Raw genomic sequence first — 19,259 nt, forward strand, 5'->3', positions numbered from 1 at the left:
CGGTCGTCGGTCAAGATGTGTCGCGACCCGTGCAGGGTCAGCGAGATGCGCTCAGCGGCGGTCCAGGTCGATGATGCCGGCCTTGGCGGCCTTCACCAGACGGCGCGGGATGCGCTGTGCGACGCCGTTCACCTTCACCTCTTGCAGTGCCGGGTTGTCCGCTTTCCACTGCGAACGGCGGCTGCGGGTGTTGGCCCGCGACATCCGGCGCTTCGGTACAGCCATGATTGAGCCCTTCTCCTACGTGTAAGTCTTCTACGGTGTGTCGTGGCCTGTCTCAGCCCCACGGCGATGGCATTGAAGCCGGTCAGGCGCGACACACAACCTCACCAGACTACCGGGCCGATCCCTTTTGCTCCAAAACGAGCTGCCCGACCGCCCGCTCGCAGCCTCACGTCGAGGAGGCGAACGCACCGGCGATCATCAGTATCAACGCCAGGAGCAGGAACAACACGACGATCGCGATGGACACCCAGCCCAGGATCACCCCGGCCTTGGCCATCCCCTCGCCGTCTTGGGTACCGGCGGATGCGGCGATCTCGTCGCGCGCCGAATTCCCCAGGATCACCGCGACCACACCGAGGACACCCGGGCACACCGCGAACGATCCGATACCGCAGATCAGCGCAGCGATCGACTTCCCGTTCGTCTGCCGTACCACCGGATAACCCATCCCGCCATACGGGGAGCCATAGGCGGCGGCTCCGTACTGCGGTCCCCCCGGCTGTGCCCCGTACCCAGGCTGTGCCCCGAAACCTGGTTGTGCCCCGTACCCGTAGCCCGTGGGGCCGTAGCCCGGCTGACCGTACTGCGGGTCGGGCGCCTGTCCGTACTGCCCAGCCCCGTACTGCCCAGCCCCGTACTGCTCGTTCATGTACTGCTGTGACCCGTGGGGTGCTGCACCGTACGACGGTGCCGGATCGGTCGGTGACGCGGGATCGGTCGGCGTCACCGAATCGGCGGGTGGGGTCGGGTCGGCAGGTGGGGTCGGGTCGCTGCCGCCCGGGGTGTCACCCGGTGCGCCACCGGTCGGATCGGTCATCGCCAACCACCTTCCCCGGGCCATGGCCCGAACTCGCTCGCCGGTCGTTCCCAGCCTAGTGTCCGGGTTCGCCAGATGGGTCGATGTCAGGTGTCCGCCAGGTCGGCGGCGACGCCGAACCCGAGGAACACGAGCACGATCACCATCAAGACCAGGGCGATGGCACCGGTGATGATGCCGGCAAGCGCCATCCCGGAACCCGTACGGAGTCCGCCGGAGTTCGCGATGTCACGGCGCGCGAGGACTCCGAGCACGACGGCGACGATCGGCAGCGGCACGGCCAGGGCACTGCAGAAGAAGATCAGTGGCAGCGACAGCACCCCGCAGATCAACGATGCAGTGGCACGACCGTCCGTCTGCGGCGTCATCGCCCCCGGCACACCGTATGGGTAACCCTGGCCCCCGTAACCCTGCCCCGCGTACGGGTAACCGCCGTTGGCCGGGGACCCGTAGGGCTGCTGCCCGTACTGTTGCTGCCCCGGGTAGGGCGCGCCCGGGTATGGGGAGTTCGGGTACGGCTGCTGCCCGTACGGCTGATCCGGATTCTGCGGGTACTGCTGATTCGGATACTGCTGATTCGGATACTGCGGATTCGCGTACGGCGCATTCGGGTCCGGCACACCCGCGTTCGAGGGCGACTGCCCGAACGGGCTCCGGCCGTACACGGGGTCCGCCGGTGTGTACGGATCGGCCGGCGGGATGCTGCTCCACTCGCCGTCGGACGGCTGCCGCCGATGTGGATCTTCCGGATAGGTCACCGATCCCCCTCATCTCACGCGGCGCGGCGAGTGCACACACCCGGCGGACGCCACTGAATGTCCGCTCCAGCCTAGTGAATACACTCGAGCGGTGTCAGGAGTGGTCTCGGGCTTCACCGTCATCTTCATCGTGGTGGGGATCGGCTGGTTCCTCGGCCGGACACGCGTCCTGGGCGACAGCGCGCACGAGGTGCTGTCGCGGCTGGTGTTCTTCGTCTGCACTCCGGCGCTGCTGTTCCATTCGCTGGTGACGTCGGATCTCTCGGTGATCTTCTCGAAGACCCTCGTGATCGCCGGCGGGAGTGCGTTGGCGATCGGCGCCGTCTACGTCGTCATCGCACGCCTGTGGTTGAGACGCGAGGTCCCCGAGCTCGCGATCGGCGGGTTGGCGTCGTCGTACGTCAACAGCGTCAATCTCGGACTGCCGATCGCCATCTTCGTGCTCGACGACGCGTCCTTCATCGCGCCCCTCCTGCTGTTCCAGATCCTGATCTACTCACCGATGGCATTGATCACCCTTGATCTCAGCGTCACCGACCCCGCACTGGGTCACGCCTCGCCGAAGACGACCCTGCGGGACGCGATCATCGCGCCGCTCACCAACCCGATCGTCCTCGGTGGGGTGACCGGACTCGTGGTCTCCACGATCGGATGGCTACCGCCGACCGCGATCCTCGAGCCGATGAAGATGCTCGGCAATGCCTCGGTCCCGGCCGCGCTGCTCGCGTTCGGCCTGTCGCTGACGGGCGCGTCGATCTTCAAGAAGGGCGAGAGTCCACGCCGCGACATCGCGCTCGCGTCCGTGCTGAAGATCGTCGCCATGCCGGCGCTCGTGTACGTCGTGGCCCGATTCGGTTTCGGCGAGACCGGCCACGAACTCTTCGCCCAAGTCGTGATCGCCGCGCTGCCGACCGCGCAGAATGTCCTCGTCTACGCGACCCGGTATCGGCGTGCTCAGATCATGGCGCGCGACACCGCACTCATCACGACGCTCGGGTCGATCCCGGCCATCGCGGTGATCGCCGCGCTCCTGGCCTGACACCGTCGGCAACGCCGGACTGCCGACGGCAATCCGGGGTTCATCACCGACACGGACACACGACCTCACGTGCCGGGACGGTTGCGGTCCTTCCGCTTGACCTCGACACCACCCATCAGGGCGAAGCCCACGACCCGCACCGTCGGCGCGCCGGGTACTCCCGGCCCACCCGCGCGGCCACCGAAGCCACCCATCACCGCCCAGCCCCCGATCTCGACCGTCACGTCCGGGGGCACGGTGATGTCGATGCCACCCATGACAGCGGTGCACCGGATCGTGAGAACCGGTGCAGTCCATTCGACCTCGCGCAGGTCGATCTCCACCCCGCCCATGACGGCGGTCGCGGTGAGTGTGTCCGCGACGACGGCGTTCCCGCGGACCTCGGTACCGGACATCAGTGCGAGGCGGTGCAGCACCGGTCGTCTGCCTGCGGCCGGGGCGACCCGACTCACCGACGTCTCGCCGACGAACGGCATCGGCACTCCGAGTTGACCCACCGGCAGATCGTCAGTCAGGTCGTCGAGCTCGCCGAACGTGGTGGCGACGGCCGCTTTCCCGGCTCTTTCCTCGTACTCGACCGGAGTGAGACTGCCGCGCGCCATGGCAGCGGAGAGGATCTGGTGCACGAGCTCACGGTCGGCGTCTGCAGCGCGCAGTCGCGCGCGGCGATCGTGGGGAGCGGGTAGGTCTTCGGGCGACGTCACGCTTTCCGAGCCTAGTGGCCGCTGATCGGCCAGACCACCGGGGAAATGCGTGTCCGACCCCCATCTCGCTCCGGGAGAACCCCGACACCGACCCTGAGGTCAGCGCCGACGCCCCCGCCGTGAGCGGAGATAGTCGCCGACGACGGCAGCGCCGAGCCCGTCGATGTCGGGGGCCACGACGCGTCCCCCGATCCGGCGGGCGATCTGGTCCATGAAGTGCGCGAGTCCGGGATCCTCGCCGAGCCGGAAGAACGTCACCTGCGCGCCGAATCGCGCCACATGGTCGAGTTCGCGGACGGTCAGCGCGATCGTCTGCGGGTGCGGCGGGTAGAAGAAGAACGGCTCACCGCTCGGGTCGAGGTGCGCTGTCGGTTCACCGTCGGTGACGACCAGGACCACCGGTTGGGCGTTGGGAAACCGCCGTAGGTGCCGTTGGGCGAGCAGGAGTGCATGGTGCAGGTTGGTGCCTTGTTCCATCCGTGGCTGTAACCCGGTCAGCTCGGCGATGTCGATGGACCGCGCATACCTGCCGAAGGCGATCAGATGAAGTTCGTCGCTGCGGAACCGGGTCGAGATCAGGTGGTTCAGTGCGATGGCGGTGCGCTTCATCGGCGTCCAGCGACCCTCCATCTCCATGGAGAACGAGGTGTCGACGAGCAGGACGACCGCGGCCTGGGTGCGCGCCTCGGTCTCGGCGATCTCGACGTCACGCACGTCGATCCGCACTCCGGCCCGGGCCATCTCACTCGACATGAGCGATGGTTCGTCACTTTCGGAAATGGTGCGCAGCACGGCATTCGACACGGTCCGCGTGACGTCCCAGGGATCGGTGTCGCCGAACTCCCACTCGCGTGACGCGCCGGTCGGTTCGCCCAGGGCACCGGATCTGCGGGTCTGTCGATCACCGCGCCCGGACAACTGCTCGGCGATGTCACGGAAGACGGACTGCCCCAACTGACGCATCGCCTTCGGACTCAGCCGTAGTTGACCGTCGGATGTGCGGTCGAAGAACCCTTCCTCCGACAGCGCCTTCTCCAGTTCCGCGAGCCGCCGCGCGTCGACCGCGGCCTCGTCGCCGAGTTGCCGTGCGAGAGCGTCGAGATCGATGTCGTCCATCTGCGCGCCCGCGTACTGCTGGGAGAGTTGCTCACTGAGCGCCTCGAGTTCGGAGATGTCACGGAGCGCGCCGGCGCCCTCCCCGAGCCCCATCGGCTGATCACCCGAGAACGACTGGGCGTCATCCCAGTTCAAGCCGGGTCGGGCCTGGCGCAGCGACGAATCCATCTGCGCCAGTTGACTCATCAGCTCGGGCGACCCGAATGCCTGTTGGGCCAGCTGATCGAGCTCGGCGCGTTGCTCGGGGGTCAGCGAGTTGTAGAACTGTTGCGCGGCGGCCGCACGCTGAGCCAGCGAATCGATGAGTTCCTCGGTGTTGCGCGGGTTCTCGGGAAAGAAGTCGCCGTGCTCGTCCATGAACTTCTCGAACTTCTCGCTCGTGTCCTCACCGCGGTTGTGGGCGTCGAGCAACTCGTTGAGGTCTTTCAGCATCTCCGAGACACGCTGGCGGTCACCCTCGTCGGCACCCTCGAGTGCCTCCTTCATCCCGGCGAAGCGCTGATCGAGCAGTTCTCTCCCGAGGAGGTCCTTGATCTTCTCGTAGTCCTCACGGGCCTGCGGACTCCGCCAGTTGTACTCGGAGAGTTCTTCGACGGCCTGCGCCGTCGACGGCGGCAGACTGCCGATCTGCATCTCCGCGAACCGGGCGTCGTCGTCGAGGTCGCGGGCCAGCTGTTTGCGCTCCTCGAGCACGGCCCGGTCGAGCAGTTCACGGATCTCGGCGAACGTCCCGTCGAGATTGCGCTTCTTCAGCATCTCCTGCCGCCGACGGTTGATCTGCTCACGCAACTTGTCGAGGCCGCGCATGTCCTGAGTTCCGCGGCGCAGGAATTCACGCAGCGCCCGTTGCGGCGACGCGCCGGCCATGACGTCGTCGCCGATGTCACGCAACGCCTCACGCAGATCGACCGGCGGCGCGAGCGGATCCGGACCACCTGCGTATCGCTGGTATCGCGAACGGTGAAAGGTCTTGCGGGCCATGATTCGTGCCCCTCAGTCGGTCGTGTCGGGAGTCAGCCGTAGATGGTCTGCCCGGTCTCGTCGGCCTCTTTGCCGATCCGTCGGGCGAGGAACAGACCCTCCAGCGCGAGTTCGACGGCGCTGGCGCGTTCACCGTCGGATTCGGCATCGAGCCGTTCCGCGATCTGGGCCAGCACCTCGGACGTGGTGTCGGGGTCCGGGATCGAACCGAGCAGGTCGACGGCGGTGACGCGGTCACCGGTGACGACGGGCTCACCGTTCTCCAGTGCGTCGACGAGCGGCGCCATGTCGATACCGCCGAGGTGTGCGCGCACGGTGTCGGCCACCGACTTGCGCATCAGATGCTCGAGGATCTCCAGTTCGCGTCCCTCCTCACCGGACTCGAACTCGATCTTGCCCCGCAGGACCTCGATCACCGACTCGAGGTCGACGACACGGGCGACGGGCACCTCCTCACCCATCACGGTGGCGCGGTGGAGTGCGGCGGCGGCCACGGTCTCCGCGCCGGCGATCGAGAATCGAGCCGACACACCCGATCGCTGATCGATCGACGGATGGTCTCGCGCGTACCGGGTGAACCGCGCGAGGATCTCGGTCACGAAGGTCGGCACGGTCGCGGTCAGGTCCGCTTCCTGCTCGATGACGGCGATCTCGTCGTCGAGTTCGAGCGGGTAGTGCGTGCGGATCTCGGCACCGAAGCGGTCCTTGAGTGGGGTGATGATCCGGCCGCGGTTGGTGTAATCTTCCGGGTTTGCGCTCGCCATCACCAGTACGTCCAAGGGGAGGCGCAGCGTGTAGCCGCGGACCTGGATGTCGCGCTCCTCCATGACGTTCAGCATGGACACCTGGATGCGCTCGGCGAGGTCGGGCAACTCGTTGATCGCGACGATGCCCCGGTGCGCTCGAGGGATGAGGCCGAAATGGATGGTCTCGGGGTCCCCGAGGCTGCGTCCTTCGGCGACCTTCATCGGGTCGATGTCTCCGACGAGGTCAGCAACGGACGTGTCCGGTGTCGCGAGCTTCTCGCTGTACCGCTGACTGCGATGACGCCATTCGATCGGCAGGTCGTCGAGCAGATTGGCGGCCTTGCGAATCGACGCGGGCGTTATCGGCTCGTAGGGGTGCTCTCCCAGGTCCGAACCCGCGATGACCGGTGTCCACTCGTCGAGGAGCAGGACGAGCGTCCGCAGGATGCGTGTCTTGCCCTGACCGCGTTCGCCGAGCATCACGACGTCGTGGCCGGCGATCAGCGCCCGCTCGAGCTGCGGGATCACGGTCGCCTCGAACCCGACGATGCCGGGCCACGGATCGCGGCCGTCGCGCAGCGCACCCAGCAGGTTGTTGCGGATCTCGTCGCGCACGCTGCGCTGGATATGACCACTCGCACGCAGCTCACCCAGGGTGCGGGGTGACGGATGGCGGGTTTCGGTGGACTGAGAGGTGTGTGTGGTGAAGTTCTCCTCTGGCACCTTGTCCACGGTACTCGCCTCCGCCCAGAGGCGGATCGCTCTCAGCGGCGGACGGTCCCGCCCGCAGGCCCGGTCCATGCCGGGTCGCGGCCGATGAATCCGGCAAGCCGGGCCACCGCATCCGCGTCGTCGGGAACCGGCACCGCCGCGCCGTACTGCCCCGACGAGCGCAACAGTTCCTCCATGCCGACCATGCCGTCGAGCAGTTGCCCGGCGAACGTCGGGTCGAGGCCCGACGGACGACCGGCGGCAGCAGCGAGGTCCCAGGTGTGCATGAACACGTCGGCGGTGTAGAACCGGTCGACGGCATCGGCGAGGCGGTGCTCTCCCGCCATCGGATGGGTGAAGGTGTCGTCGGCCGACGGGCCGTCGAGCAGGTCCTGCACCGCGGCGGAGTGAGCGCGCCACGCGGCGACGGGGTCGTCGGCGACGGTCGGTCCCGCCGGCAGTGTCACTCCCCCTCCCGCCAGGAAGCCGGGGAACCACTCGACGAGGTGGGCGACGACGTCACGCGCCACCCACCCGTCGACCGGTGTCGGGGACTCCCAATCCGACACGGCAGCAACCTGTTCGGCGAATCCGCCGGCGACGACGCGATGGCGGTCGGCGGGCGGCAGCGCGACGATCGACTCGGGCATCGGCTCAGACCTCGCCCGCACCGAGGAGTTCGTCGAGCGCGGCGTAGCCCTCGTTGACACCGACCTCCATGCCGGACGCGAGCCATCCGTCCCGAGCCTCGAAGCTGTCACACAGCGACTGCGCGTGCAGCCGGGTGTTCCCGTCACCGAGGTCCTCGAACCACAGTGACTCGAGGGCGACCTGGTCGGGCATGCCCTCGAAGGTGAAGGTCTGCACGATCTTGTCCTCGGAGACCGTGTGGAAGCATCCGCGGAAGCCGAATTCCTGACCGTCGTGCTCGCTGACGTAGCGCCAGCTGCCGCCATCGCGGACGTCCCAGTCGACGATGCGACTGCTGATCGCGGACGGGCCCACCCATCGTACGAACAGCTCCGGGTCGGTGTGCGCCTTCAGCAGCTGTGCCGGGGTACCCCGGAAGTCGCGGGTGATGCGGATGATGGGCACGTCCTTGTCGGCCTCGATCGCGGCCTCGGGATAGCGGGTCTGCACTGCACTCATGACGCCTTTCCTTTCGTTCGGGGTTTGTCGTCCTCGCGACGGTGTGCCGCGGGGCCGTCGTTCATCTCCGCGAGCAAGACATCGAGGCGCTGATAGCGCTCTTCCGCCTGCCTGCGGTAACGCTCGATCCACTTGGTCATGAGGTCGAACACCTCCGCTTCCAGATGGACCGGGCGGGTCTGCGCCTCCCGGGTTCGGGTCACCAGGCCGGCATCCTCGAGCACCTTGAGGTGCTTGGACACCGCCTGGAGACTGACGTCGTACGGCTCGGCGAGCTGACCCACCGTCGCGTCGGACACCGCCAACCGGGCGACCATGTCGCGCCGGGTCGGGTCCGCCAGAGCGGCGAACATCCTGGACAGCTCGTCGGCCACGTCGTCCTCCTCAACCGTTCGGTTGAATAAGACTCTGCGCCGTTGCGACCGGTGTTGTCAACCTTTTAGTTGAATACGAGTACCCCGCGTCCCGATGTCGAGTCGCAGACAGATGACGTCAATCGTCACGGCGAGCGTTACGTTCACCGTCATCCGCGACCCGCGGCGACGGACTCACGACGGACTGTGCGGTGACCGGCTCGTACACAGTTTGTCGACGGTCAGCACGTCGGCGTATCCACTGCCTGTCGAAACGACGTGGGGACGGGCAGCCGGCGTCGAGGGGTTCGGCCGTGTCTGCGATCAGGCGGGACCGAGCGGTTCGTCACCGCGCAGCGTGATCCGATGCATGACGCGACGGGTGTCACCGTAATCTCGATTCGCGTAATGCAGGGTGTTCCGGTTGTCCCACATGACGATGTCCCCGAGACGCCACCGATGCCGGACGATGTGTTCGGGCTTCGTGATGTGCGCGTACAGGAGGTCGAGGATGCCCCGGCTCTCCGCCTCCGACACCCCCTCGATGTGCGAGGTGAAGCCCGGGTTCACGAAGAGCGACTTGCGTCCCGTCTCCGGGTGCACCCGCACGACAGGATGGGCGACCGGCACCAGTTCGGTGACTTCCTCACCATCCCAGGTGTTTCCGCGTCCTCCGCGGCGCTGTTTGAGGTAGTACCCGAAGGCACGGTTGCCGTCGTGGACGGCGGTCAGCTCGTCGACGAGACGGCGGATCGGCTCGGAGAGCGAGAGATAGGCGAGCTCGGCGTCGGCCCAGTTGGTGTCACCGCCGTTGCGGGGCAACACGACCGGACGCAGGATCGAGCCCATCGGCGGGCGTGGCATGAACGTGACGTCGGTGTGCCACACGTCGGCGAACCCGTCGTCGGAACTGTCGAGCGCATAGACCTCGGCGGGGACGTCGCCGCTGTTCCACACCGGATGACCGAAGGTGAGATCGCCCAGGCGACGGCCGAACTCGATGTGGGCGGCGTCGTCGATGTGCTGACCGCGCAGGACGACCACCTTGTAGTCGACCAGTGCCTGACGGATGGCCCGGACCTCGTCGTCCGACGACGCCGCGACATCGATACCACGGATCTCGGCGCCGAAATGGGGACCGAACTCGTCGACGTCGAGTTCGACGCCGGAGGAGACGATCCCGGAGGAGACGAGGCCGCCACCGGCGGTGAACTCAGGGACGGAGACGGGGTGAGAGGAGATGGTCATGACGGGTCCTTCGTGAATCGATACGAGCAGGGCGGGGTCCGGGCACTGCCGGTGGCGAGCCGTGGTGCGATCCGTCCGACCAGTTCATCGAGTGGGCCGTCATCTGCCGGGTCCGGGTGGGAAGGTGCCCGACCCGACCGACTCCCCCGCCGGCGCGCGCTGCGCACGACGACACGCGGCCGAGGCGCTGAGCAGGCGATGCGGAGGAGGTCACCCGTACTTTGTAACCGGCGGCCGGGACAGCGGACAGGGTTAGCCCCACGGTGAGAAAAACACCACCGGCCCGGCCTCCACGGCACGGCGGCCGTGCAGGACCGTCGACGACTCGGAGCGGAGGACCGTGCCGACCCCGTCAGGCTGCTGCGGCCTCCTTGACCGCCGCACCCACCTCGGCGCGCAACGCCGCGTACTCCGGCGAGCCCCGGAGTTCGTCGGCGCTGACACCGGCACGCGGGAGGGGTGACGGGATGTCGAGAGCCACCCGTCCGGGCCGCCGCGTCAGCACGACGATCCGGCTGCCCAGGAAGGCCGCCTCGTCGGCGCTGTGCGTGACGAAAACGTTGGTGCGCCCCAGATCCGCACTCACCGAGCGCAGATCCTCCTGCAGCCGTTCCCGGGTGAGAGCGTCCAGCGCGGCGAACGGTTCGTCGAGCAGCAGGAGCGAGGTCTCCGCCGCCAGCGCCCGCGCGATGGCCACGCGCTGTTGCTGTCCGCCGGAGATCTCCCAGATACGACGGTCGGCGGTGTCGTCGAGACCCACCCGCGCGAGGAGTTCGTCGCGGCGCGCAGCGCGTCGATCCTTGGGCACCCGTGCATAGCGCAGGGCCAGATCGACGTTGCCGCCCACCGTCTTCCACGGGAACAGCCGCGGCTGCTGGAAGACGACGCCGGAGGTGATGCCGGGCAGCGGCCGGCCCCCGGAGACCTCCACGTCGCCGACCGTCGCCGACTCGAATCCGGCGATGAGGCGCAGCAGCGTGGATTTGCCGCAGCCCGACGCACCCACCAGCACGAGGAACTCCCCCGGCGGGATGTCGAGGTCGACCGGGCCGACCGCGGTCACCGCACCCGCGCCCTGGCCGTAGGTCTGCGACACGTTGCGCAACGCGATGGCACCGCGCCGGTCGGGACCTGCGGCGGAGCGATCGGCCTCGACGATGCGGGCGTCACTGCTGTTCGACGACACCGGGCAATCCCTTGGTGTAGATGGCCTTCTGGAAGGTGTCCAGCGGCGGCGCGGACGGGATCTGCTGCTGCTCGGCGAGGAACTCCGCTGCGCTGTGCAGGTTCTCGGCGACATTGCCGGGATTGCCCTCGGTGCCCAGCCAGGTCGGCGAGGTCAGTTCGGCCACGGTCAGGTAGGTCCCCTGCTTGAGCTGGTTGGCCGCATCCTCCGGGGTGGTCCCGAGTTGCGCGGCGATCGCCTGGGCAGCTGCGTTCGGATCGTCCTTGATGAGGGTGAGGGCCCGGGCCTGGACCTCACGCCACTTGTCCACGGCCTCCGGGTGTTCGGTCGCGAACGACGACGACACGACACCGAGATCCAACGTCGGTTTGCCCGCGGTGGCGAGCTCACGGCTGGCGATGATCGTCTTGCCCGTCTTGCGGAGCTCGTCCAGGGTCGGGAGCCAGGTGTAGACTGCGTCGACATCGCCACGCTGCCAGGCGGCGAGCGATGCCTGCGGCTGCAGGTCGATCAGGTTGACGTCCTTGGGATTCACGCCCGCCTGATTGAGCGCGGCGAGCAGACTGTAGTGCGCGGTGGAGGCGAAGGCCGTGGCGACCCGCTTGCCCTTCAGGTCGGCGACGGTGTTGATCCCGGTGCCGTTACGCGCCACCAACGCCTCGTTGTCGCCCGCGACGTCGAGGACGAAGGCCACTTGGTACGGGATGTTCAGCGGCGCCGAGAGACCGCGCGCGACCGGGCTGGAACCGATGGCCGCGAAGTCGACCTCCTCGGCGACGAAGGCGGTGTTGATGTCGGCGCCCGAGTCGAACTTGGTCCACTTGATGTTGTAGTCCGGCAACGCTTCCTCGAGCCACCGGTTGTTCTTGACGATCAGGTCGCCACTCGGGAAGGACTGGTACGCGAGGCGGATCGTGGGTTTGCTGTCATCGGAACCGGAATTGTCCACCGAGCAGCCGGCGAGGACCAGGACCAGAGCGGCGAGAACGCCGAACACCGCGCTCAGCGAGCGCGCTCTCGAACGGTTGCTCGTACGGTTGATTGTCATTGCGGTTTCAGACCTTTCCGCGCCAGGGCACCACACGGTGCTCGATTACCCGAAGGATGCCGTCGATGATCAGTCCGGACAGACCGATGGCGATGATGCCGACCAGGACGACAGGTGTGTTGTTGTAGTTGCTGGCGTCCTTCACCACGCCACCGATACCGGGGATGCCGTTGAAGAGTTCGGCGGCGACCACCGAGGAATAGGCGATACCCACGGACAGACGGATTCCCGTGAAGGTCTCCGGCAACGCCGACGGGACGACGACGTCGCGGATCACCTCGCGTCGCGACGCACCCAACGCGCGGGCCGCCTCGATCAGGCTGATCGGTGCCGCACTGACCGCGGTCGTGGTGGCGACGGCGGCGGGCGGCAGCGCCGCGAGTGCGAGCAGGGTGATCTTCGGGGCCTCGTCGATCCCGAGCCAGATGACGAGCAGGAAGAAGTACGCCAGTGGGGGCAGCGCCCGCAAGAAGGTCAGCCAGGGCTCCAGGAGACGTCGCAGCCAGCCGATCGTCCCCATCGCGAGGCCGAGCAGAACACCTGCGACAACACCGATCACGACGCCGGCGAACACGCGGCGCAATGTCATGTAGAGGTGTTCCCACCAGTAGTAGTCGGCATAGCCGCGCACACCGTCGTGGGTCGTCGACATGTCGATGAAGGCCTGCCACACGGTACCCAGTCGGGGCACGAAGGTCTCACTCCAGATGCCGCTGATCGCGATCAGCTGCCACACGAGGAGGAAGACGACCACCGACAGGAGCGGGAGGCCCACCCGCGTCGCCAGCGAACGCAGACGCGAGTCCCCCGTCACACGCGGGTCGCCGGGCTGCCCGCCACGGGCTTCCTCTGGGGTGATGTCGACGAACAAAGTCACCAGCAATGTCTAGCGGTCGCCCGACTGTGCAGCCAGACTTTTCCTCAGCGTGACGCGAAGGCTGTCGTCTCTGTGCGTTTCGGCACATACCGTGCGAGGAAGAGCACACCGGCCGCCGACATCCCGATCGCATCCACCCCGAAACGGTCAATCCACCTTGGTTGTGAACCAAGGTGGATTGACCAATAGCGGGTATCCGTCGCGATACCCTGGCGGCGCGGATGCCGTGACGACCCCCCGGCGGACCGAATCCGATTGTGCGGGAGCTGCGATCAACGCAGGGCGAGCCAGACCGCGAGACCCAGGCCACCGATGCCGACGACGATGCGCAGCGGTTCCGCGGGCAGACGTTTGACCACGGGAGGTCCGCACCACCCGCCGAGCAGGCAGCCGATCGCCATCGCCAACGCGGCCCACCAGTCGACGTCCGCCGAGATGATGAAGATGACGGCCGCGACAGTGTTCGCGACGCCGAGGAACAGCGACTTCGACAGCGCGGCACGCCAGAGTGGCTCGTTGGTCAGCACCAGCATCAGCGCGAGCACCATGATGCCCGCGCCGGCCCCGAAGTAGCCGCCGTACACCGAGATGACGACCAGACTGACCAGCCACGCCCATGGCCGGTCCTCGTGGCTCGTCGCCCACCGCCGCAACATCGGCTGGATGAGCAGGGCGACCGCGGCGAGCGCCACGAGATACGGCACGATCGCCTCGAATGCGTTCGGCGGCGTGAGCAACAACGTGACGGCACCGATCGTGCCGCCGATGAGAGACGCGATCACGCCGCCGATCAGTCGACGACGATCACCGTCGAGGAGAACGCGTCCGGACTGGGCGGTGCTCCCGATCCCCACCGCGACGAGTGACACGGTGTTCGTGACGTTCGCGATCACCGGGTTGAGACCGACGGCGAGGAGTGCCGGATAGCTCACCACAGACGCCAGTCCGGTGATGTAACCGATCAACCCGGCGCCGAACCCCGCGGCGACCAGGAAGGCGAACTCCGCCGGGTTCACCGACGAGCGGCGCCGGCGCAGCCGGCGCGGGTCAGGGTGTCAGTGCGCAAAGTGCCGTGCGCCGGTGAGGTAGAGCGTCACCCCTGCCTCGGATGCCGCCTCGATGACCTCGTTGTCGCGGATCGAACCGCCCGGCTGCACAACCGCCCGCACACCTCCGGCGATCAGCACCTGCAGCCCGTCCGGGAACGGGAAGAACGCGTCAGACGCGGCGACGCTCCCCCTCGCCCGCTCACCGGCACGAGTGACCGCCAGGTGCGCGGAGTCGACACGGTTGACCTGACCCATGCCGACACCGACGGACGCGCCGTCGTGGGCGAGGAGAATCGCATTGGACTTGACCGAACGGCAAGCACGCCAGGCGAACTCGAGATCCGCGAGGACGTCGGGCTCGGCCGGGGCGCCGGCCGCGAGGGTCCAGTTGGCCGGCAAGTCTCCGTCGGCGTCGAGGACGTCGCGCTGCTGGACGAGGAGCCCGCCCGAGATCGGCTTCGTCTCGGCTCCACCGCGCGGGGGCGCCGGGGCGGTCAGCACGCGGACGTTCTTCTTGCGGGTGAGGACGGAGAGCGCACCGTCGGCGAAACCCGGCGCGATGATGACCTCGGTGAAGATCTCGGCCACCTGCTCGGCCATCTCCACGGTGATCTCACGATTCGCCGCGATGACGCCACCGTAGGCGCTGACCGGGTCGCACGCGTGCGCCTTGCGATGGGCTTCGGCGATGTCGGCGCCGACCGCGATCCCGCACGGGTTGGCATGCTTGATGATCGCGACGGCGGGCGCGTCGAAGTCGTGCGCGCTGCGCCAGGCGGCGTCGGCGTCGGTGTAGTTGTTGTAGCTCATCTCCTTGCCGTGGAGCTGTTCGGCCGAGGCGAGCCCGCCACCGTTCTCGCTGACGTAGAGGGCCGCGGACTGATGCGGGTTCTCGCCGTAACGCAGTACCGACGACCGGTTCCAGGTCGCACCGATCCAGTCCGGGAAGTTCTCCGAATCCGTCGGGGGCGCCACCACACTCGACATCCAGGAGGCCACGGCGACATCGTAGTCGGCGGTGTGGCGGAACGCTTTGGCCGCCAGCGCCTTACGCTCGACCAGCGTGAACCCCTCCGCTGACAGGGCTTCTCGGACGGTGCGGTAGTCGTCGGGATCGACGACGACAGCCACCGACGGATGGTTCTTGGCCGCACCGCGGACCATCGACGGCCCGCCGATGTCGATCTGTTCGACACACTCGTCCGGCGACGCGCCCGACGCGACCGTCTCGGTGAACGGGTAGAGGTTGACGATCACGAGATCGAAGGCGTCGATGCCCAGTTCGGCGAGCTGCTCCACATGGCTCGGCTTGCGACTGTCGGCGAGGATGCCCGCGTGGACCTTCGGGTGCAGGGTCTTGACGCGCCCGTCCAGGCACTCCGGGAATCCGGTCAGAGAGGACACCTCGATCACCGGAACACCGGAATCGGCAATGGTTTTCGCGGTGGATCCGGTGGAGACGATCTCCACCCCGGCGGCATGCAGCGCCGTCGCGAGGTCCGCGAGGCCGGTCTTGTCGTACACGCTGACAAGTGCGCGCCGGATCGGTCGGCGCTCACTGCCGGAGGTCTGTGCGTTCACGGGATGTCGGCCTTTCGTCCGTCTGTCACTACACCTTTGGTGACGAGGGCCGTCACCACATCGGCGAGCAGGACACGCTCGACCGATTTGATTCGTTCATGGAGGGAGGCCTCCGTGTCATCGGCGAGGACCGCGACCGGCTCCTGCGCGAGGATCGGCCCCGTGTCCACGCCGGCATCGACGAGATGGATCGTCGTACCGGTGATCTTCACACCGTGGTCGAGCGCGTCGGCGACGCCGTGCGCACCTGGGAACGACGGAAGAAGTGCGGGGTGGGAGTTGACGATCCGACCGCCGAATCGCGAGAGAAAGTCCTGCCCAAGGATTTTCATGTATCCGGCGGTGACCACCCAGGCCGGTTCGACGGCGGCCACTGCCGCGGTGAGCGCCGAGTCCCATGCCGCGCGGTCCGGATGGTCGGCGACCCGGCAATCGATGAGCGCGATGTCGCGGTCCCGGGCGATCTGCGCGGCCCGACAGTCCCGGTCCACCACGATGGCGGCGACCTCGAACGGAGCGCCGTCGTCGGCGCGGTCGAGCAGCGCCTCGAGCAGCGAGCCCGTGCCCGACGCCAGTACCGCGAGGGGTACGCGAACCGCAGGCACGGGAGTTTCGGCCGACACTGCGTTCACACTGCAGAAGCCTAGTGGGCGGTCCCGGTGGCCGGGCCGTCGGGGCCGATCGCCGATCGGGATTCAGTGACGACCGAGGGGCCGGTCGACATCGTCGCGCTCGACGCGGGGACCTGTCGGATCGGCGACATCACCGGCGAACGACACCGCAGATGTGTCGAGCGAATCGCCGGCGGCGGTCATCGTCGAATCGTCGTATTGCAGATCCTCGTGGTCGCGGTCCACATATCGGACGCCGCCCCGCCCGGTCCGGCCGCCGGCGTCCTCGTCCGAGGAGGCGTCGGCGGAGGGGGCGTCGGCGGAGGGGGCGTCGTCGTCGGAAAGGTCGTCGGAGTACTCGCCGTCGGAGTATTGGTACTCCCAGTCGTCGTCCTCGCCGTATTCGGATTCGTACTCGTCGGTGACGTAGTCGTCGTCGGTGACGTAGTCGTCGTCGTAGCCGTATCCGTCGTCCTCGAGGTCGTCGTCCACGAGGACACCGACGGTCTGGCGTGCGGCCCGCGTCGACGGCAGCGCCGCGTGGATCAGCGCGACCACCAGCCCGACGACCGCGATCCATCCGAGTGTGAAGACTCCCGCCGTCGGCAGCGTGACGCCGGCGTCGCCGAACTCACCGAGTTCACCGCCGGCCATGGCGCAGAGGATGACCATCACCGATGCGGCGACGGCAGCCGCGACCGTCACGGATCGGACGTTGACGAGCGGGTCGACGGAGCGGCAGCGCAGGGCGACGGCGAGCGCGATCACCAGGGGGACGAGGAAACCGACGATCCCCGGGAGGCCGGCGGCGGTATCGGGCAGAGCACCCAGCACCGGCAGCGGCGGGACAGGCCCGGCGTGCACAGCGGTCAGGTCGACGGTTGTGCCACCGACGTGCGCGTCCGAACCCACCAGCACGGCGGCGGTCGCGACGACGACGTTCGGGAGGTAGAGGATCGACAGCACCGTGAGGCCGAGGTAGCCGTCGAAGTCGTTGCCGCCGGCGATCAGGTCACCGACGAGAGTCCACCGAAGCAGCAGCCGCGCGATCACCAGAACGGTCGCGCATGTGAGGAGCGCGGTGACCGCGACGCCACCGGCGCGCCCGCCACGACGTACGGCGGCGGTGATCGCGAACCGCTCGTACAGGTCGTCGCGCCGTCGCCACGCGATCCCGGCCCCGGCGGCAGCGGCATGGATGCCGAGGGTGTAGCCGAACGCCAGCAGCGCCGGCGGGCTCTGCACCGGCTGCACGGTCATCCCGTCCATCACCACCGCGAGCGACAGCGCGGTCATCAGGAGCGGGCCGCCCAGTGCCGAACAGAGCACCGGGACGAGTTCGGAGCCGGAACGTTCGGGACCGCTCGCCGAAGCGGCCATGCGGCCGGTGCCGACTGCGACGAGGAGCGTGGGCAGCAAGGGCAGCACGCCCACCGACACTCCGCTGATCGTCACCGGGACCTGGTGGATCGCCAGCCAGATCGTCCCGACGGCGGTGGCGAGGCCCTCCAGACCGCTGCCGGCGAACAGCAGCACCGAGAGGACCGCGACCACCAGGACAGCCATCGTGATGACGGGTACGGCGAACGCCACCACCACGAGTTCACGTGCCGAACCGTCGGTCATGGACCGTTGCGCACGGTTCGATCGCCGCACCTGACGGAGACGCGACGCGAGATTCTCAGCAGTTGGCGTGGGCATCGCTACGAGCGTGGCACGACACAACCGTCACATACGGCAGACGCGCCGCACGCACCACAGAAAGCGACAGACGCCTCAGGCGACGGTGTCCCCGGCCCGACAAGTTGGGCCGTCGACGACACGGTGGTGCCGAGGAGGTCAGCCCTGCTCGGGCTTCTTGATCACCGAGGTGGCGTCCGACCCGGCCTCACCGGCCTGCGTGACGCGCTCGGATCCGTAGCCGCCGGGGGCCGTGCCCGCATCGGCGGCACCGGTCGACGGCGTATATCCCGCGGATGAGGTCTGCCCCTGGGACGGGACTTGCGTGTATGCGGACGGGTCGTAGGACGGCTGTCGTCCCAGCGCCGAGGAGCCGTAGCCGCCCGCGTCGCCGTAGGCGCTCGACTGCGCCTCACCGAACGCGGTCGTCGGTGTCTGCGCCTGAGTCTGCGCCTGTGGGACCGCCGCCGCGTTCGCGTCGGTGGACCCTCCGGCCGCGGCTGCGGCAGGCGCCACCTTGACCAGTTCGAGTGCCACGAACAGCCAGAACACCGCGAGCCCGGCGACGATGATCGTCAGTGCCAGCTGCGCATAGTCGACGCCCGAGTTCTTGACGAACTCCGAACCCTGCGACGCGGTGTGGATCACCGCGTAGATGTCGGTGATGACGGTCGAGACCGCCGCTGCGGCGATCACCGGGACGGCATACTTCGCCTCGATCTTCGGGTGCAGCGTGAGCAGGGCCAGGACTGCGATGAACGCGAGGTACGGGAGATAGGACCCGAAGTTCCAGAAGCTCGTGATCGCGTCCACGGCCGCGACGGCTCCGACGGCGATCGCGAGCAGTTGCCCGATGTTGGCGGGCAGTCCCTGGCTCGCGGGTTTCGGTGCCGTGTAGCCGTACTGCTGGCCGGGTTGCTGGCCGTATCCCTGCGGGTACTGCTGGCCGGGCTGACCATAGCCCTGCGGATACTGCTGGCCCGGCTGCTGGCCCGGCTGCTGGCCATAACTCTGCGGGTACTGCTGCCCCGGCTGCTGGCCATAACCCTGCGGGTACTGCTGACCGCCGTATTCCTGCTGGCCGTAGCCCTGCTGACCGTAGCCCTGCTGACCGTATCCCTGCTGACCGTAGCCCTGTGGTCCGGAGCCCTGCGGTTGCCCGGAGCCCGGCTGTTGTGCGGAGCCCGGCAGTTGTGCGGAGCCCTCGGCCCCGAAGTTCTGCTGCCCATATCCGGCACCCTCATGCTGGCCGGACTGTGAGTAGCCGCCGTACTGCCCGTATCCCTGCTGGCCGGAACCCGGTTGGTAGGTCATCGCATCTCCTGCTCAGTCGTCCTTCGCCCCCACGGTGAGCGCTCGTGTCGTCGCCCACGCTAGTAC

Annotated in this window: 19 protein-coding genes; 1 reads left to right on the forward strand and 18 read right to left on the reverse strand. The window is 67.9% G+C overall.

All coding sequences use genetic code 11. The features are described 5' to 3' along the window. Window positions 1–51: 51 nt before the first annotated feature. The 3 genes from rpmF to QSJ19_RS09620 all read right to left on the reverse strand — a co-directional run bounded on the left by rpmF (window position 52) and on the right by QSJ19_RS09620 (window position 1,800). Window positions 52–225, reverse strand: a complete 174-nt coding sequence (gene rpmF / locus QSJ19_RS09610) for a 50S ribosomal protein L32 (protein ID WP_124707982.1) — start codon at window positions 223–225, stop codon at window positions 52–54. 166 nt (window positions 226–391) lie between these two features. Continuing rightward, entirely contained in the window at window positions 392–1,042 is a 651-nt protein-coding gene (locus QSJ19_RS09615) for a DUF4190 domain-containing protein (protein ID WP_286319949.1), read from the reverse strand. An 86-nt stretch (window positions 1,043–1,128) separates the two neighbouring features. Beyond that, window positions 1,129–1,800 (reverse strand): DUF4190 domain-containing protein, encoded by a 672-nt coding sequence (locus QSJ19_RS09620; RefSeq protein WP_286319952.1) that lies wholly within the window; start codon window positions 1,798–1,800, stop codon window positions 1,129–1,131. 91 nt (window positions 1,801–1,891) lie between these two features. On the opposite strand from QSJ19_RS09620, the gene QSJ19_RS09625 reads away from it, so the two are divergent. Continuing rightward, window positions 1,892–2,839, forward strand: coding sequence for an AEC family transporter (locus QSJ19_RS09625; RefSeq protein WP_286319953.1), 948 nt, complete (start codon window positions 1,892–1,894; stop codon window positions 2,837–2,839). Between the two features lie 65 nt (window positions 2,840–2,904). Here QSJ19_RS09625 and QSJ19_RS09630 read toward each other — a convergent pair whose 3' ends face one another. The 15 genes from QSJ19_RS09630 to QSJ19_RS09700 all read right to left on the reverse strand — a co-directional run bounded on the left by QSJ19_RS09630 (window position 2,905) and on the right by QSJ19_RS09700 (window position 19,193). After that, entirely contained in the window at window positions 2,905–3,543 is a 639-nt protein-coding gene (locus QSJ19_RS09630) for a DUF1707 SHOCT-like domain-containing protein (protein WP_286319955.1), read from the reverse strand. 99 nt (window positions 3,544–3,642) lie between these two features. Continuing rightward, window positions 3,643–5,640: a vWA domain-containing protein gene (locus QSJ19_RS09635; RefSeq protein ID WP_286319957.1), complete on the reverse strand. Its 1,998-nt coding sequence runs from the start codon at window positions 5,638–5,640 to the stop codon at window positions 3,643–3,645. 32 nt (window positions 5,641–5,672) lie between these two features. Further along, window positions 5,673–7,118, reverse strand: a complete 1,446-nt coding sequence (locus QSJ19_RS09640; protein WP_286319960.1) for a sigma 54-interacting transcriptional regulator — start codon at window positions 7,116–7,118, stop codon at window positions 5,673–5,675. Between the two features lie 32 nt (window positions 7,119–7,150). Continuing rightward, window positions 7,151–7,747 (reverse strand): maleylpyruvate isomerase family mycothiol-dependent enzyme, encoded by a 597-nt coding sequence (locus QSJ19_RS09645; RefSeq protein ID WP_286319962.1) that lies wholly within the window; start codon window positions 7,745–7,747, stop codon window positions 7,151–7,153. Between the two features lie 4 nt (window positions 7,748–7,751). Further along, a complete protein-coding gene (locus QSJ19_RS09650) occupies window positions 7,752–8,246 on the reverse strand; it encodes an SRPBCC family protein (protein ID WP_286319965.1) in 495 nt (164 codons plus the stop codon). Continuing rightward, the gene (locus QSJ19_RS09655; RefSeq protein ID WP_286319967.1) at window positions 8,243–8,620 is read right to left on the reverse strand and encodes an ArsR/SmtB family transcription factor; all 378 of its coding nucleotides are present in this window, start codon (window positions 8,618–8,620) and stop codon (window positions 8,243–8,245) included. Before QSJ19_RS09655 ends, QSJ19_RS09650 begins: the two co-directional genes overlap by 4 nt. A gap of 303 nt (window positions 8,621–8,923) precedes the next feature. Then, window positions 8,924–9,847, reverse strand: coding sequence for a TauD/TfdA dioxygenase family protein (locus tag QSJ19_RS09660; protein WP_286319968.1), 924 nt, complete (start codon window positions 9,845–9,847; stop codon window positions 8,924–8,926). 352 nt (window positions 9,848–10,199) lie between these two features. Next, window positions 10,200–11,033 carry an ABC transporter ATP-binding protein gene (locus QSJ19_RS09665; protein WP_286319970.1) on the reverse strand — a complete coding sequence of 278 codons (834 nt, stop codon included), beginning with the start codon at window positions 11,031–11,033 and terminating at the stop codon, window positions 10,200–10,202. Continuing rightward, a complete protein-coding gene (locus QSJ19_RS09670; protein ID WP_286319972.1) occupies window positions 11,014–12,081 on the reverse strand; it encodes a taurine ABC transporter substrate-binding protein in 1,068 nt (355 codons plus the stop codon). Before QSJ19_RS09670 ends, QSJ19_RS09665 begins: the two co-directional genes overlap by 20 nt. Window positions 12,082–12,088: 7 nt before the next feature. After that, window positions 12,089–12,958: an ABC transporter permease gene (locus QSJ19_RS09675; protein WP_286319974.1), complete on the reverse strand. Its 870-nt coding sequence runs from the start codon at window positions 12,956–12,958 to the stop codon at window positions 12,089–12,091. A 272-nt stretch (window positions 12,959–13,230) separates the two neighbouring features. Then, a complete protein-coding gene (locus tag QSJ19_RS09680) occupies window positions 13,231–13,974 on the reverse strand; it encodes a sulfite exporter TauE/SafE family protein (RefSeq protein WP_286319976.1) in 744 nt (247 codons plus the stop codon). Window positions 13,975–14,013: 39 nt separating this feature from the next. After that, window positions 14,014–15,588, reverse strand: coding sequence for a bifunctional phosphoribosylaminoimidazolecarboxamide formyltransferase/IMP cyclohydrolase (purH, locus tag QSJ19_RS09685; RefSeq protein WP_286319978.1), 1,575 nt, complete (start codon window positions 15,586–15,588; stop codon window positions 14,014–14,016). Then, the gene (gene purN, locus QSJ19_RS09690; RefSeq protein ID WP_286319980.1) at window positions 15,585–16,220 is read right to left on the reverse strand and encodes a phosphoribosylglycinamide formyltransferase; all 636 of its coding nucleotides are present in this window, start codon (window positions 16,218–16,220) and stop codon (window positions 15,585–15,587) included. The genes purH and purN overlap by 4 nt, the downstream gene beginning before the upstream one ends. A 63-nt stretch (window positions 16,221–16,283) precedes the next feature. After that, a complete protein-coding gene (locus QSJ19_RS09695; protein WP_286319982.1) occupies window positions 16,284–17,825 on the reverse strand; it encodes a cell division protein PerM in 1,542 nt (513 codons plus the stop codon). A 213-nt stretch (window positions 17,826–18,038) separates the two neighbouring features. Then, window positions 18,039–19,193 (reverse strand): hypothetical protein, encoded by a 1,155-nt coding sequence (locus QSJ19_RS09700; protein WP_286319985.1) that lies wholly within the window; start codon window positions 19,191–19,193, stop codon window positions 18,039–18,041. Window positions 19,194–19,259: the final 66 nt, after the last annotated feature.

The organism is Gordonia sp. ABSL11-1 (assembly GCF_030315685.1).
Lineage (GTDB): Bacteria > Actinomycetota > Actinomycetes > Mycobacteriales > Mycobacteriaceae > Gordonia.